This is a genomic window from Bifidobacterium sp. WK041_4_12, from assembly GCF_041080795.1.
Classification (GTDB): Bacteria; Actinomycetota; Actinomycetes; order Actinomycetales; family Bifidobacteriaceae; genus Bombiscardovia; species Bombiscardovia aquikefiricola.
The window spans coordinates 1,168,973-1,185,197 of record NZ_CP129674.1; the positions used below are offsets into that span (position 1 = coordinate 1,168,973).

General features: G+C 54.0%; 11 protein-coding genes. 9 read left to right on the top strand and 2 right to left on the bottom strand.

Annotation, left to right across the window (positions count from 1 at the left end; all coding sequences use genetic code 11):
- The first annotated feature begins 100 nt into the window (after positions 1-100).
- From ychF to QN215_RS05050, 5 genes are all read left to right on the top strand, one after another.
- Positions 101-1,186, top strand: a complete 1,086-nt coding sequence (gene ychF / locus QN215_RS05030; protein WP_369344995.1) for a redox-regulated ATPase YchF — start codon at positions 101-103, stop codon at positions 1,184-1,186.
- 147 nt (positions 1,187-1,333) lie between these two features.
- A complete protein-coding gene (gene pdxS / locus QN215_RS05035; protein ID WP_369344996.1) occupies positions 1,334-2,209 on the top strand; it encodes a pyridoxal 5'-phosphate synthase lyase subunit PdxS in 876 nt (291 codons plus the stop codon).
- Positions 2,210-2,340: 131 nt separating this feature from the next.
- Positions 2,341-2,895 carry a pyridoxal 5'-phosphate synthase glutaminase subunit PdxT gene (pdxT, locus tag QN215_RS05040; RefSeq protein WP_369345072.1) on the top strand — a complete coding sequence of 185 codons (555 nt, stop codon included), beginning with the start codon at positions 2,341-2,343 and terminating at the stop codon, positions 2,893-2,895.
- 211 nt (positions 2,896-3,106) lie between these two features.
- On the top strand, positions 3,107-3,580 hold the full coding sequence (locus QN215_RS05045) for a glutathione peroxidase (RefSeq protein ID WP_369344997.1): 474 nt from the start codon (positions 3,107-3,109) through the stop codon (positions 3,578-3,580).
- Positions 3,581-3,698: 118 nt separating this feature from the next.
- Entirely contained in the window at positions 3,699-4,733 is a 1,035-nt protein-coding gene (locus QN215_RS05050) for a bile acid:sodium symporter family protein (protein ID WP_369344998.1), read from the top strand.
- Between the two features lie 191 nt (positions 4,734-4,924).
- On the opposite strand, the gene QN215_RS05055 is transcribed toward QN215_RS05050, so the two are convergent.
- Positions 4,925-5,953 (bottom strand): YdcF family protein, encoded by a 1,029-nt coding sequence (locus QN215_RS05055; RefSeq protein ID WP_369344999.1) that lies wholly within the window; start codon positions 5,951-5,953, stop codon positions 4,925-4,927.
- Positions 5,954-6,111: 158 nt separating this feature from the next.
- Between QN215_RS05055 and QN215_RS05060 the strand changes: the two genes are divergently transcribed.
- Positions 6,112-7,293, top strand: coding sequence for a glycosyltransferase family 4 protein (locus QN215_RS05060; RefSeq protein WP_369345000.1), 1,182 nt, complete (start codon positions 6,112-6,114; stop codon positions 7,291-7,293).
- Between the two features lie 18 nt (positions 7,294-7,311).
- Here QN215_RS05060 and QN215_RS05065 read toward each other — a convergent pair whose 3' ends face one another.
- The gene (locus tag QN215_RS05065) at positions 7,312-8,637 is read right to left on the bottom strand and encodes a glycoside hydrolase family 3 N-terminal domain-containing protein (RefSeq protein WP_369345001.1); all 1,326 of its coding nucleotides are present in this window, start codon (positions 8,635-8,637) and stop codon (positions 7,312-7,314) included.
- A gap of 42 nt (positions 8,638-8,679) precedes the next feature.
- Here QN215_RS05065 and QN215_RS05070 point away from each other — a divergent pair, with 42 nt between their 5' ends.
- The 3 genes from QN215_RS05070 (at position 8,680) to mfd (ending at position 16,223) form a co-directional block, all read left to right on the top strand.
- On the top strand, positions 8,680-11,844 hold the full coding sequence (locus QN215_RS05070) for a UPF0182 family protein (RefSeq protein ID WP_369345002.1): 3,165 nt from the start codon (positions 8,680-8,682) through the stop codon (positions 11,842-11,844).
- A 190-nt stretch (positions 11,845-12,034) separates the two neighbouring features.
- Positions 12,035-12,634, top strand: a complete 600-nt coding sequence (gene pth / locus QN215_RS05075; protein ID WP_369343283.1) for an aminoacyl-tRNA hydrolase — start codon at positions 12,035-12,037, stop codon at positions 12,632-12,634.
- Complete coding sequence (mfd, locus tag QN215_RS05080) at positions 12,624-16,223, top strand: transcription-repair coupling factor (RefSeq protein ID WP_369343284.1); 3,600 nt, start codon at positions 12,624-12,626, stop codon at positions 16,221-16,223. Before pth ends, mfd begins: the two co-directional genes overlap by 11 nt.
- Positions 16,224-16,225 lie beyond the last annotated feature (2 nt).

The following is a 16,225-nucleotide window of genomic DNA, read 5'->3' on the forward strand; positions in this document are numbered from 1 at the left end:
AGGCGCTCATGAGGCTCATAGACGAGTCGCAACGATGCGTGTGGACGAAGGTGGCGCACGGCACCGCCACTTCGTCCGCCTTGGCCTTAGACTAGAAGCCATGTCATTAACCATAGGAATCGTCGGACTGCCAAACGTTGGCAAATCCACATTATTCAACGCTTTGACCAGAAACAACGTTCTGGCTGAAAACTATCCATTCGCCACCATCGAGCCGAACACCGGCATCGTTGCATTGCCTGACAAACGTCTGCCGATTTTGGCAAAGCTGGTGGGCACGCAGAAGATCATTCCTGCTACCGTCACGTTCGTTGATATCGCAGGCATCGTCAAAGGCGCTTCACAGGGAGAAGGGTTGGGCAACCAGTTCCTCGCCAACATACGAGAGGCCGATGCTATCTGCGAGGTCGTTCGAGCTTTCGAAGATGACGATATCGTCCATGTCAATGGCAAGGTGGACCCGGCAGACGATGTTGACACGATCAACACCGAGCTGATTCTGGCCGATTTGCAGACGATTGAGCATGCATTGCCGAAGATGGAGAAAGATCTTCGCGGCAACAAGATCGACAAGTCCCTTATGGATGCGGTGTTGAAGGCGAAGGACATCCTCGCAGGTGGCGAAACCATCGACCACGCCGCGCAGGACAAGCGCATCGACAAGGCCAACATTGCCGAGCTCCATCTGATGACAGCCAAGCCATTCATCTATGTGTTCAATGTCGATGACGACGAGTTGCAGAACGATGATGTGAAGAAGAAGCTTGCCGCTTCCGTGGCTCCCGCGCCTTCCATATTCCTCAATGCGCAATTCGAGTCGGATCTCACCGAACTCGATGAGGCCGATGCCGAGGAGATGCTGCGCGATGCGGGTTTGCAGGAATCCGGCCTGGACCAGCTGGCACGCGTCGGCTTCGATATTCTCGGATTGCAGACCTACCTCACGGCTGGGGTGAAGGAGGTGCGCGCCTGGCAGATTCACAAGGGTTGGACGGCCCCTCAGGCCGCAGGCGTGATTCACTCCGACTTCGAAAAGGGTTTCATCAAGGCCGAGATCGTCTCGTATGACGATCTGGTTGCATCGGGATCCTACGCAAAGGTCAAGGATGAAGGCAAGATGCGTCTGGAAGGCAAGGACTATGTCATGCAGCCAGGAGACATCGTAGAGTTCAAGTTCAACGTGTGAATTCCAACGCACGCTTCATTGGCTTCATTGAACGTCCATAAATGACAAGGCTTCTTAATAGGGGTCGTTCCGAGCCTCAGGCGCATGCGCCTGCGGCTTTGTGATACGTTTCTTGTCTGAAACTCGATGATGGGTATCCTTATGCGTATGACAAATGATAGATATGAATTGAATAAGAATCTTGCCCAGATGCTCAAAGGCGGGGTCATCATGGATGTGACCACGCCGGAACAGGCTGTTATCGCTCAGGATGCGGGTGCTTGCGCTGTCATGGCTTTGGAGCGCATTCCTGCGGATATACGTGCAGCTGGCGGAGTGTCGCGCATGAGCGATCCGAAGATGATACATGGTATTCAGAAGGCTGTCTCGATTCCTGTGATGGCAAAGGTCCGTATCGGACACTTTGTGGAGGCACAGATTCTTCAGGCCATCGATATCGACTATATTGACGAATCTGAAGTGTTGACTCCTGCCGATGATGTGTATCACATTGATAAAACCGCGTTCAGCGTGCCCTTCGTCTGTGGTGCCAAGAATCTGGGCGAGGCCTTGAGAAGAATCGCCGAGGGCGCTTCGATGATACGTACCAAGGGCGAGCCTGGAACGGGTGATGTGGTGCAGGCCGTGCGCCATATGCGCGAAATGAACAGCCAGATTCGTGAGGTTGCAGGACTGCGTGACGACGAACTCTTCGAGAAGGCGAAGCAGCTTGAAGTTCCTGTCGAACTGCTTCGTTCCGTGCATGACAACGGTCGACTGCCGGTCGTTAACTTCGCGGCTGGAGGCGTTGCCACGCCAGCTGACGCATCGTTGATGATGCAGCTCGGTGCCGAGGGTGTGTTTGTTGGATCGGGCATCTTCAAGTCGGGAGACCCTGCACAGCGCGCCTCTGCAATCGTTCAGGCAACGACGAACTACAACGATTTTGACTTGGTGGCCCGCGTCTCCGAAGGTCTCGGACAGGCGATGGTCGGCATCAACGAGAATGAAATTGCGCTGCTGATGGCGGAGCGTGGCAAGTGAGTGATTCTGAGGAAAACTTGCCGCTGGTAGATGTTGCTGGGGATGATGCAGGTAACGATTCTGCCGATGTTGGCGATGTTGGTGACGCTGGCGACGCCGGTGGGCGCGATTCTGGCGATTCGTCACGTGTAATCGGCGTGCTTGCCCTGCAGGGAGCGTTCATCGAGCATGAACATATGCTGGCGAAGCTTGGCATCCGAACGGTTGAAATTCGACAGCGACGAGACCTTGAGCAGCATTTCAGCGGCTTGATACTGCCAGGTGGCGAATCGACGGTGCAGGGCAAGCTGCTGCACGATCTGGATATGGCGGAACCCTTGCGCCAACTCATCGCTGCCGGGCTGCCAACCTTCGGCACCTGCGCGGGACTCTTGCTGCTTGCCAAGCATGTCGAAGATGGAGACACCCATCTTGCGCTGATGGACATCACGGCAAGGCGTAACGCCTACGGCCGTCAGCTTGGCTCGTTCTTCACCAAAGGCGAGGTGACTGGCGTAGGAACCATTCCGATGACCTTCATTCGTGCGCCTTATATCGAAAGCGTGGGGAAGAAGGTGCAGATCCTCTCCGAAGTCAGAGGGCATATCGTTGCGGCACGCGAAAACAACATGCTGGTCTCCTCATTCCATCCCGAATTGAACGACGATCTCTCCCTGCATCGCTATTTTGTGGGCATGCTGAGCTGAATCGTTGATTTCAACTGAATGCGACCGCAATTGCGTAACTTGATAGTCCTGATTCTTTTCCAGAGCTGAAAAGGTGGATATGGGGGAGAGATGCGCGAATAATCAAGGGAAAGATAATTCCACAGTTGTTGAGGTCACAGTTGTTGGGGTAACAGTTGTTGGGGTAACAGTTGTTTGAACCTGATCTGGTTATCGATCTGAAGGAGCTGGAATGAGTGTTTATGATTTTACTGTCAAGGATCCGAAGGGCAATGATGTGAGCCTTGGAGAATACCAGGGCAAGGTGTTGCTTATTGTGAATACGGCGACCAAATGCGGGTTCACTCCGCAGTATGAAGGGCTTGAGAAGCTGTATCACGAATACAGGGACAAGGGCTTGGAAATCCTTGATTTCCCGTGCAATCAGTTCAACAGTCAGGCACCTGGAACAGACGAGGAAATAGGATCGTTCTGCCGTGTGAAGTACGGCACTGAGTTCCCTCGCTTTGCAAAGATTGATGTCAACGGCGATCATGCAGATCCACTCTATGAGTGGCTCAAGGACCAGAAATCTGGCGTTGGCATGAAAAGCATCAAGTGGAATTTCACGAAATTCCTTGTCGACCGGCAGGGCAACGTGGTGAATCGTTACGCTCCGACAACCACTCCTGAAAGCATCGAAAAGGACATAGTCGCACAACTGTAGGCGCGTCATTCATGCATCGAATCATGTATTAACTATGTTCACATGGTGGTCATCCACCTTCCCGCAGGCTGGAATCAGCGTAGGTTTCCCGTCTTGAGAAGGGAAGGTGGATAATACAATGGCAAAAGTCCAGCAATTTAGCTCATGGCTGACAAAGTGGTTCACACTCGTCGTCGTGCTGTGGGCAGTACTCAACTTCTTCGAACCGCAGACCAGTCTGTGGGCGAAGAGCTACGTTAATTATTTCCTCAGCATCATTCTTTTTGGAATGGGAATGACACTGAGTATTGAGGATTTCAAGCGAATTATCCGCATGCCCCTGATGGTTATCGTCGGCACCGTGGCTCATTACTTGATCATGCCTCTTCTGGCCGTCCTCCTGTGCTGGATATTCCGTCTGCAAGGAATGATTGCAGTAGGCGTCATCCTTGTGGGCTGCTGCCCTTCGGGAACATCATCGAATGTGATGTCGTTCCTTTCCAAAGGTGATGTGGCTTTGGACGTTTCGATCGGTCTGCTCTCAACGCTATGCGCGCCAATCATGGTGCCACTGTTGATGAGCGGTCTTGCAAGTTCATATGTTCAGATCCCCGTCGAGAAGCTGTTCCTCACCTCGGTTCAGGTGGTGCTGATTCCTGTCGCCTTGGGCGTTATCGTTCATACGATCTTCGGCAAGCATGTTCAGAAGGTCACGCTGGCATTGCCGGCGGTTTCACAGATAGCCATACTCGTCATCATTGGCGTGGTCGTCGCTGCCAACAACGGCAAGCTGTTCACGGCTCAAACCGCGCTGCTGCTTCCTGTGGTGATGCTGCATAATCTGAGTGGCTATACTCTTGGCTTCCTGTTCAGCAAGCTGATGTACAAGATATATCCCAAGGGTTTCCGCTATGCACAGCAGAAGGCAGTCACCTTCGAAGTCGGTATGCAGGATTCGGCATTGGGCGCGACACTTGCCCTTCAGGCGTTTGCCGCAAATCCAATCGTTGCAATCCCTTCAACCTTCTTCAGCGTATGGCACAACATCTCAGGTTCGGTGCTGTCATCATGGTGGGTTCGTCACGATGCAAAATATGGCATCAAGGCAGACTCTGAAAATGGGAAGATTCATGCAACAACCAAGCAGGTGAAACTGGAAACGGCTCAAGCGTAGTCAGAAAATCATCAAGAAACCACAAGATTGCGAGTTTTGTTGCCTTGCATCGAGTACAAGGTCAGAATTCGTTGGAATTGAGTTCACATTCCGCGGATAAGATCATTCGATGCTTTCACATGGCAACAAAACTCGCAATTTCATGTTTGGACGCGGCAACAAGGCACGATGTTGCAAGCATTGTGGTGTAGTCAGTGCATGAATTGTGACAATGCTGGTCCAAAAGTCTGAAGCAACAGTGAAATGAGCCAGATGCAGGCGATGACGATGTATGGCCATCTATGATCGATTGAAATCGCAACGAATTCGCGTATGAAAGCTGTCGGCCAATAGTAGCTCTTCGTGTGGCTGCCCACTCCATCGGCCTTGAGATGCAGCATATGCGCATATTCCGCTGCACGGAAGACATGGTAGTCGCTCGTCACCAAGGCGCAGCGATAGTCATGCCCGCCTGAGTGCTCGGTAATCAGGGATTTGGAAAATTCGAGATTCTCCATGGTCGTTGTCGAACGATCCTCAAGCAGAATGGCTTCGGCGGGCACCTTGCATTGCTGCTGCAGATATCTGTTCATCGCCTCGGCTTCGGAGATTTGCTCGTCAGCTCCCTGACCTCCTGAGGCTATGAACTTGCCGTAACCCTGTTGACGTTTCCAGAGGCGAACCGCCTTGTCAATTCTGCCTTTCAGCAGGGGAGTGGGTTCGGTCCCCTGAAGGCCTGCACCATGAATGATGATGTAGTCGTAACGTCTGCGCTTTGGCAGGAGTCGATAAATCCACGAGTAGGCCAGAAGTGCGGTGAAGGTGAAAAAGAACCATATTCCTTCAAGAACGATCAATCCTGCAATGCTGACCAAAGCCCGGGGAGCATGCATTGCGGTCAGCAGAGGGAAGGCGATGAAGAACAGGACGATTGCGAATGCGAGCAGAGCTGGAAGCATCGTAGTTCTCGACAATCCCTCATGCCTCGCAACCACAATCGAGTTGATGCCAAGAAATACGATGACGATGATCGGGCATATCGTGATGGCGGCGAGAATTGGCAGAATCATCCATTCCTGGCCGAATCCCATCAACAGATTGGTCGCCAGGCAGATGAGGAACAGGCTGAGGTAGATGGAATTTCTAAATTGCCGCGGCTCCCTCCACAAGGAGTAGATAAAGAGTCCGCCAAAAAGCAACACTGGTGCATAGAGCAGGGCTATGCCAATCATGGGATTCATGGGAGCCTTTCACGACCGAAGAAAAATCAATGACTGATACCTATGCTAGCCAATTGCCGCTTGCCATGGTCTGTGAGTCGTTGGTGAGCCTTCAGTGAGTCGTGGCCACTGAGCTCCTTTCTGGTTCTCCCTCGAAGCGTGGTACTACCATCGAACGCATGACGTTGCGAATAGGCTTTGTTTTTGACGACACCCTCGATGTGCTGGATGGCGTTCAGGCACACATACTCACCCTCGGCAAGGAGCTGGCCAGACGGGGCAATGAAGTCCACTATCTTGTCGGCCAGACTGCAGGAAGGCCTGTCGAACACATTCATCCCTTGGCTCGCAACATGATGGTGGCGTTCAACGGCAATAGAATGAGAATCCCCATCCTCTCCAAAGCTTCGTCTATTCGCCATGTTTTGGACGAGTGCAACTTCGATGTTCTTCACGTTCAGGCACCCTACAGTCCTCTGTTTGCGGGCAGGGTTCTCAATCGTGCTGACGACGCCACAGCAGTTGTGGCAACCTACCATATTGCACCTACGGGCATGCTGTCATATCTCGGTGGGAAAATGCTTGGAGCCATCAATGCGCATACTCACAGACGGGTTGACGACGTGATATCTGTTTCCAAGGTGGCAGCAGACTATGCGCATCTTACGGCGCACGTCGATAGTTGCGTCATACCCAATCCCGTCGATGTGCAAGGTTTTAAGCGGCGCAAGGAACAAGCCGGACAGCGTTCCATCGAAGCGTTCCATGGCAACGGTCCGCATGTGGTGTTCCTTGGTCGCTTCGTTGAACGCAAGGGTGCCAAGGTGCTGATTGAAGCCTTGCATTGGGGAGAGAGCCATCATCTTTTCCCCACGGATATGCATGTCACCTTTGCAGGCAAAGGGCCGCTCTTGGAAGAGTCGAAGCAACAGGCCAGTGACCTTCACTTGCCTTGCAATTTCATCGGTTTCATCGATGAGGATGACAAGCCCTCACTGTTGGCAAGCGCCGATGTGGCGGTCTTCCCCTCAACGGGTGGAGAATCGTTCGGCATCGTGCTGCTCGAAGCCATAGCGTCAGGCTCGAAGGTGGTGCTTGCCGGTGACAATCCGGGCTATAGAAGTACCCTGATGAACCAGGAGGATGTGTTGTTTCCGGTCAGAGGAGAAGGACGAGCCCAGGCTCTGGCAGAGAGCATCGCCAAGGCGCTCACGAATCAAGCGTGGTCCAGCCAGGTGCATGACGAAGAGCAGGGCCTGCTCACATCCTATGACGTTTCAGCAGTAGCCGATCAGGTCGAAGAGGTCTATCGACGGGCAATCAGGGCCAGAAGAAATCCCGAGCAGGATAGGAGCATATGACCCGCAGATGCCTGCGGGCTAATGCATCAGTTGCTTCTCGTATTTGAGCGTGAGCACGCGAGTGGCGGACGACTTGACCTGCTGGGCGAAATCCGCGTTCTTCTGTGCCGTGTCAATGATCCCATCGAGTATTGTTTCGATGTAACCCGGAGCGTCGGCACACACGAGATCGCCGCCAGCCTGAATGAAGCGAACGCCCAGCTCACCGACCGGTATCCCTGACAGAGCCTGAGCCGAGAGGGAATCTGAAACGATGATGCCCTCAAAGTGCTCCTCATCTCGAAGGTGACCCTGCATGATCGTTGGCGAGAATGCTGCAGGATTGTTGGGGTCGATCTTCGAATATGTGGCAAGCGACATCATGACAAACGCGGGTTGTGACTGAAGCGTCGTATCGAATGCAGATATTTCCTGTCCATCCAGCGTCGTCGTGGAATCGATGATGCCTGCATTGGTGAAATCGGTGTTGCCTGCGATTGCTCCAAGGCCTGGATAGTGCTTTATCGCAGTGGACACTTCAGCATCGGCCATGCCTTGAATGAAAGCGGAGGCGTGCGCGGCATTGCCTTGGGCATCGAGGCCGAAATCTCGATTGAGGGCTCCGATTGCGGCATTGTTCGCACGTGGCTGAGTCTGCACGGTGTCAACCGATGGTGCAAAATCAACATTCACTCCCGCAGATTGCAGTGACGCGCCCCAAGATTGTGCATTCGTGCGCAAAGTCTGAGTATCCATCTGACCTTGCATGACGGCGCTGGGCATCTGTGCGAATCCCGGACCTTTGAGGTGCTGCACGGTTCCGCCCTCCTGATCGGTTGCAACGAGCAGACCGTCGCCATTGCGCGCATAGGCTTGCAGCGCTTGCGTTTCGGCATGGACAGCGGCCACGCCTGCCGTGCTGTTGCCAAACAGAAGCACAGACCCGATGTGCCTGTTCTCAATGTCGTCTTGAATCGTGCTCGTAGCTGAGCCTGCCTGAAGCGAAATCATCACCAATTGCGCTGCCTGATCCTGCACTGACATCGTGGAAACACGCTTGCTGGCCTGCAACGCGGCCTTCTGCTGTTCGCTAAGGTGTGGCGACGGAACTTCCTGCTTGCTGATATCGAGATGAATGTTCGCTGACGTGCTTGCCGGTGTGCTTGCTGGAGGCTGCGATGTCGTCGGTTCCTGCTGTCCAGTCGAGCAGGCAGAGGAAAGCAGGGTGAGCACCATAGCGATGATGGATGCCCAGCCCCGCAGGTGCATCGAGTGGCCGTTGCGTGTCTTCAGAACACATGCCTTCAGAACAGATGCCTTCAGAACGGATGCAGGAGAGCATCGTCCATTGTTCAGCTTTTCCATAGGGTTCCATGCTATCTGGAGGGGTTCATGTAGTCTTGAATCATGTCATTTTTTGGTAGTTTTTCGCATATGTTCGAAGACCCCTCAGACGGGCGCGGGTCCCGACGGGGCAATGATGATGAGGCGCATGTCGATGACATTCGCACTGATGGAGACGACAGCCACACTTCGGGAAGTGCCCGACGTGGCAAGCCGCTCTTTCGCGTGACTGCCCATCGATCCGGTGGATCAGGCAATTCGCTGGGAGCAAAGATCCTTATCGGTGTCGTTCTTGCCGTGGTTATCGTGCTCGCTGCCGTTGCATTGCTGTCACATTTCATCACTGAGGTCATGTGGTTCACTCAGCTTGGATTTGCATCGGTGATTTGGACACAGCTCGCGATCAAGGTCGGCCTGTGGCTGGCGTATGCAATCGTCATGGCATTGATTACCTATGGTTCGGCAACCATGGCGATTCGGAACCGTCCCGCCGATCCAGATGGCTCGACCATACGAGTCAAGGGTGATGTCATCGAACTTGGCAAATCGGTGAGCTCAAAGGCGGCTCGACGTACCGCCGTCATCATTTCGCTGATAGTTGGCCTGGTCTTCGGTTCTCGACTGAATACCAACTGGGCACAGCTGGTGATGATGTTCCACGCGCAATCCTTCGGCACGAAGGATCCCCAGTTCGGCCTTGACGACGGCTTCTTCGTGTTCGTGCTCCCCGGTCTGCAGCTGTGCATGGGTGCGCTTGCGATGCTGCTGCTGGCAGGTCTAGTCTTCTCCGTGATCACGAACTTCCTTATGAGTGGCATCCGTCTTACCATGCCTGTGCGTGGCCACAGCATCATCGGCATGACCAAGCATGCGCGCCGTCAGGTTGGCGCATGGTTTATCGTCAATATGGTGGTCTGGTCGGCGCGTATTCTTCTTGGCATCTTCGACACCGTGACCGAGCAAAGTGACCGCATCACGGGCGCTGGCTTCACATCGGTTCATATCACCATTCCTGCAGGCATCATCATGTCGGCGCTTACCCTGGTGCTGGGCATCATTCTGGGCATCTGGATCATGAATGCGAAAAGTCTCAGGGAGAATGCGCTGCCAAGCGCTTCCATGTCCTCAATGCTGAAGGAATGGAAGGTTCCGGCCATCGCAATAGCCACCGTTGTGGTGGTGAGCATTCTGCTCACGGGCGTAGCTCCTATGATCATTCAACGATTCAAGGTGAATCCTAACGAGCAGGAAACGGAATCCGCCTATATTCAGAGGAACATTGCGGCGACAACCGCTGCTTTCGGACTCAACAAGTTGAAAGTGGAGAACTATCAGGCGACGACAACTGGCAAATCTGGCGCATTGGCTGAGGATGCGGAAACAACCGCACAGATTCGTTTGCTTGACCCGCAGGTCGTGTCTCCCACGTTCCGGCAGCTTCAGCAGTCCAAGCAGTATTACAATTTCGAGGACACGCTCGCAGTCGATAAATATGACATCGATGGCAGAAGTCAGGATACGCTGATCGGCGCGCGTGAATTGAACCTCGCAGGCAACGACAATCGAAACTGGATCAACGACCATACCGTGTACACGCATGGTTATGGCGTTGTGGCTGCATACGGCAACAAGGTGACACCTGACGGTCAGCCTGAATTCTTCGAATCGGGAGTTCCGACGCAGGGAAAGCTCACCGATGCTGAACACTATGAGCCAAGGATCTATTTCTCTCCAAATGCTCCAGAATATTCCATTGTGGGTTCTCCAAAGGCTACGCAATCCTGGGAATTCGACTATCCCAAGGGTTCCGAGGGAGCTACCAACACCTTCACCGGCAACGGTGGGCCCAGCGTCGGCAACCTCTTCTCCCGTCTTATGTATGCCATTCGCTTTGGTTCTGACCAGATTCTCTTCTCTGACCGCGTCACTCCGTCCTCTCAGATTCTTTACGACCGCAATCCGAAGGAACGCGTTGCCAAGGTCGCGCCATACCTCACCTTGGATGGACGCGTTTACCCAGCGGTCGTTGATGGGCGCGTGAAGTGGATTATTGACGGATATACGACATCGGCGAATTATCCCTATTCGCAGACCGTCGATCTCGGCTCTGCAACCAAGGACTCCACAACGCAGACCTCATCTGCTGTAAAGGGATTGGGATCGCAGAATGCCAATTACATCCGCAATTCCGTCAAGGCAACCGTCGATGCCTATGACGGCTCGGTGAATCTGTATGCATGGGATCCGCAAGACCCTGTTCTCAAGGCATGGGAAAAGGTATTCCCCGGGCAGTACAAGCCAATTTCCAGCATCTCTGGCGACCTGATGAGTCACCTGCGTTATCCAGAGAGTCTGTTCAAGGTGCAGCGTCAGCTGCTCGCAAAATATCATGTGAATACTGCAAACCAGTTCTTCTCGGGAGAGGACTTCTGGCAGACACCAATCGATCCAGTGGAATCCAAGCTGAATCAGGAAGATGACGTGTTGCAGCCTCCATACTATTTGACGATGAAAACGCCGGGAACCGCCAAGCCTTTGTTCTCGTTGACGTCAACCTATATCCCTGCAGGCACTTCCACAAGGGAGATTCTCACCGGCTTCCTTTCCGTTGACTCCGATGCCGGTCGCACCGCAGGAAAGGTCGGAGCGAACTACGGGACCATGAGACTTCTTGAGCTTCCCAAGGATGCCAGTGTTCCAGGACCCGGTCAGGCGCAGAACAACTTCAATGCGAATGCCGATGTTTCCAAGGAACTGAATCTTCTTGAATCAGGAAGCACCTCGGTCAAGCGCGGCAACCTGCTCACGCTTCCCATCGGTGGCGGTCTGGTCTATGTCGAGCCGGTGTATGTGCAATCCAGCGGCAACACCAGCTTCCCATTGCTGAAAAAGGTTCTTGTTGCCTTCGGCGACCAGGTTGGCTTTGCCAATACCTTGGATGAAGCTCTGAATCAAGTATTCGGCGGCAACTCTGGCGCTTCGGCAGGCGATGCCGAGAATGCCACAGGCCAGCAGTCCGATTCCACTTCAGAAGGAACTGAATCGGGTGGTTCGACGAGCGGACAGTCTTCCACGAAAGATAACGCTGCACTCAAGAAAGCTCTGGATGCAGCCAATCAGGCGATGGAGGATTCCGACGCAGCCTTGAAGAAGGGCGATTTCAACGCGTACGGTCAGGCTCAGGACCAGTTGAAGCAAGCCATCAAGGACGCTGTGAACGCACAATAAGCAAGCAAGTCGAGTTTTGCGGCAATTGTCAGATAGACCGTGGCGAAAACGAGGAAATTCGTTCCTGTTTTAGCCAAAAAACGGCTTTGATATCCAGCAATTGCCGCAAAACTCATATGCTCAGAACAAATGCGTCATGCCAGTTGGTACAATCTGAGGGGTTTTGCGCGAGAAAGATTGGTTTTACGGCATGTCGTCTGATTTTTGGTTGATAGCAGGTTTGGGGAATCCCGGTTCACGCTATGAGGGTACCCGACACAATATGGGTTTCATGTGCGCGGACATCCTAGCCGAGCGTTGGAACGTGTCACTGTCCGATCACAAGGGACTTGCGTTGCTCGGTAAAGGCGTAATGCGGCTTTCCGGCGCTCCGCTCAAGTTTTTCCTGACCAAGCCGCTCACCTTCATGAACGATTCAGGCAACGCCGTCGCTTCCATCTGTTCGTATTACGACATCGCGCCGGAACATGTCATTGCCATACACGACGACATGGATTTGGAATTCGGGCGCATCAAGGTCAAGGCTGGCGGTTCGGCAGGTGGGCACAACGGCATCAAATCGATTGACCGTTCACTCGGAACGAACGCCTATTCTCGTGTCAGGCTCGGCGTTGGTCATGCAGCCCGTCAGGGGGATGCACATGCCAAAACCGTGAATTGGGTTCTTGGCGGCTTCAGCGCAAGTCAGAAATCACAGTTGGGTAACTTTCTCGGCGATGGTGCCGATGCGGTGGAAACAATCATGAACGAAGGCCTCGGACAGGCTCAGGAGAAATTCAATGGTCGATGATGTGAGACAGCAGGTGCTTTCGAAGGCCACGGGTTCTGAAACAGAGCATACAGCAGTGCCGAATGCTCGCGTTGAGGGATCGTTGTCACATCTGCTTGAACTCTTGCAACACGATCCCATATTCCAGGCTGTGGTGACGGGTGAGACCGACATCTCGGAATCGAAGACCAGTCCGTCAACGACCTTGGGCATCCCGGAAGGTTTACGACCAGCTCTTATCGCTGCATCCGCGGCACGAAAGACGGTTGTCGCCATAACCGCTTCCGGCAGAGATGCCGAAGAGTTGGTAGGAGCAATCCGCTCGTGGTATCCGGGAAATCCACAGGACATTGCGCTGCTGCAAGCGTGGGAAACTTTGCCGCATGAGCGACTCTCACCGCGCGCCGACACGGTTGCCAGCAGAATGGCCGTATTCCGCCGCTTGAAGCATCCACTCGTCGGTAGCAGCATGTTCGGCCCGATTCGTATTCTCGTCATGCCTGTCCGATCCTTGATCCAGCCCGTTGTCGCTGGCTTGGGTGACGTCGAACCGTTGGTTTTTGAGACTGGCAAGGAGATCGCGCTGGATGAGGCTGCGCGACTGCTTGTCAGAAATTCTTACTCTCGGGTCGATTTGGTCATGGATAGGGGTGAATTCGCCGTTCGTGGAGGCATCCTCGACATATTCCCACCGACTGCAGCACATCCGGTGCGCATCGAATTCTTTGGCGATGAAGTTGATGGCATCCATGAATTCAACGTTTCGGATCAACGCACCTATGGCGATTCGATTCCGAGCATCTGGGCGACCGCATGCCGAGAATTGCAGCTCACACCAGAGGTGTGCCGCCGCGCTGCATCACTTGTTGGACAGATTCCCAATGCTGAGGATATGCTCGAATCGATTTCCAAGGCCATACCTGTCGAAGGCATGGAATCCCTGCTGCCAGCGTTGGTTGACCATCTTGAACAGGTGCCAAGTATGCTGCCTGACGATGCCATGGTCATGCTGGACGATCCAGAGCGTCTGCGCAGATCTGCGGATGATCTGGCAAAGACAGCCAATGAATTCCTGGCAGCAAGCTGGCATGTCGCCGCATCTGGTCACGGTTCGGGAGCTCCAATAACCTTTGACGAGGCGAGTTTCCTTGATTTTGATGAAACCTTGTCAGCCATGGAGTTTGGACACAAGGAAGTCATTCGGCTTACAGGATTCGGCGTTGACTCCCACGTTCAAGGCCATTATCAGCTTGATGCTCAGAACCCAGAGAGTTTCAGGGGAGAGGAAGAGAAGGCAAGCTCGGGAATCAGTGGTCTTATCAGACAAGATTTCACAGTCATCCTCACGGCAGCCGCGCAGGGAACGTTGTCGCGACTCAAGCGAGCCATCAATGAGACAGGCATCACCACCTTCACGCCGATTCGTTCGCTCACTCCCAACGGCTTCGTCGACCGCGCGGCAAAGCTTGCAGTGCTTACCGAACGCGACCTGACTGGAAGAACCAGTGCGTCGGCACAGTTGAAAACGCCGAAACGTCGCCGCAAAAGCATCGATCTCATGGAACTCAAACCCGGTGATTTCGTCGTCCACGAGCAGCATGGTGTCGGACGTTTCACCGGAATGAAGCAACGGAGCGTAGGCAAGGGCGCTCAGAGGGCACAGCGGGAATATCTGGTCATCGAATATGCTCCAAGCAAGCGCAATGCGCCTTCCGACAAACTTTACGTACCAACCGATCAACTCGATCAGATCAGCAAGTACATTGGTGCCGAGGCCCCAAAGCTCAACAGGTTGGGCGGGGGAGACTGGGCGGCAACCAAGGCCAAGGCTCGCAAACATGTGCGTGAGATCGCAGCGGATCTGGTCAAGCTCTATTCGGCACGTCAACGCACCAAAGGCTTCGCATTCAGCCCCGACACTCCATGGCAGAAGGAGTTGGAAGACGCCTTTCCGTTCCAGGAAACGCCGGATCAGCTCACCACCATTGACGAAGTCAAGCACGACATGGAACAGCCCATGCCCATGGATCGCCTGATTTGTGGCGATGTGGGCTTCGGCAAAACAGAGATAGCGGTCCGCGCGGCGTTCAAGGCGGTGCAGGACTCGAAGCAGGTTGTCTTGCTCGTGCCAACGACTCTCCTTGTGCAGCAGCATCAGGAGACCTTCAACGAGCGCTTCGAAGGATTTCCCATCAACGTGGCCGCAATGAGCCGCTTCCAGACACCCAAGGAGATCAAAGCCACCACCCAAGGCCTTGCAGATGGAACCGTGGACGTGGTGATCGGAACGCAGGCATTGCTGAACCCCAAGATACGGTTCAAGGATCTAGGTCTTGTCATCATTGATGAGGAGCAGCGTTTCGGCGTCGAGCACAAGGAAACGCTTAAGGCTTTGCGAACCAATGTGGATGTGCTGAGTCTTTCTGCCACGCCTATTCCGCGAACCTTGGAAATGGCCGTTACCGGCATTCGAGAGATGTCAACCCTGGATACACCTCCTGAAGATCGTCTGCCTGTGCTGACCTATGTCGGTGCGAGCGAGGATTCACAGCTTACGGCGGCGATAACGAGAGAGTTGCTGCGGGGAGGTCAGATTTTCTACGTGCATAATCGCGTCGAGGACATCGACAGGGTGGCATCTCATATCGCACAGTTGGTGCCGCAGGCGCATATCGGCATCGCCAACGGCAAGATGGGCGAACGTCAGCTTGACCATGTCATCCGAGATTTCTGGCATAGAGACATCGATGTGCTGGTCTGCACGACAATCATCGAAACGGGCTTGGATATTTCGAACGCGAATACCCTGATTGTCGACCATGCTGACCGTTTCGGACTCAGTCAGCTGCATCAGCTCAGAGGGCGTGTCGGGCGAGGCAGGGAACGAGCCTATGCCTACTTCCTCTATGATCCCAGCAAGCCCATGACTCAGACAGCTCACGACCGATTGGCAACGATTGCCCAGAATACCGCCCTGGGCTCTGGCTATGAGGTCGCCATGAAGGATCTCGAACTGCGTGGTACGGGCAATCTTCTCGGAAGCGAACAGTCTGGCCATATCGAAGGCGTTGGATTCGACCTCTATGTGCGCATGGTGTCTGAAGCCGTAGAACACTACAAGAAGCCGGAGTCCGAGGAGGAGCAGGCTGTGTCCATCGACCTGCCCATCGAAGCTTCGATTCCCGTTGACTATATCGATTCGGACAAGCTGCGCTTGGAAGCATATCGCAAGCTTGCAGCGGCGAAGCATGAAGAGGACTTGGACGAACTGAGGGAAGAGCTCACCGACCGCTATGGAATGCCTCCGCAGGATTTCGAAGCCCTGTTTGACGTGGCACGGCTTCGTTTCAAGGCGCAGAAGCTTGGCATCACCGAGATTGGCGGACAGGGAAGAAACGTTCGCATCGCAAAGATCGACCCTCAGGAGTCGGTGCTCATGCGTATCGAGCGAATCTATCGATCCTCGCAGTACCGTCCGGTCACCCACACACTGCTGGTACCGGCTCCATTCGCTGGCTCGCTCGGTCAGCAAGCCATGGATTCCGAGCATATCCTGGCATGGACCGCCCAGCTTCTGGACGACCTGGCATGGCATCCGCACCAGCATTGAAT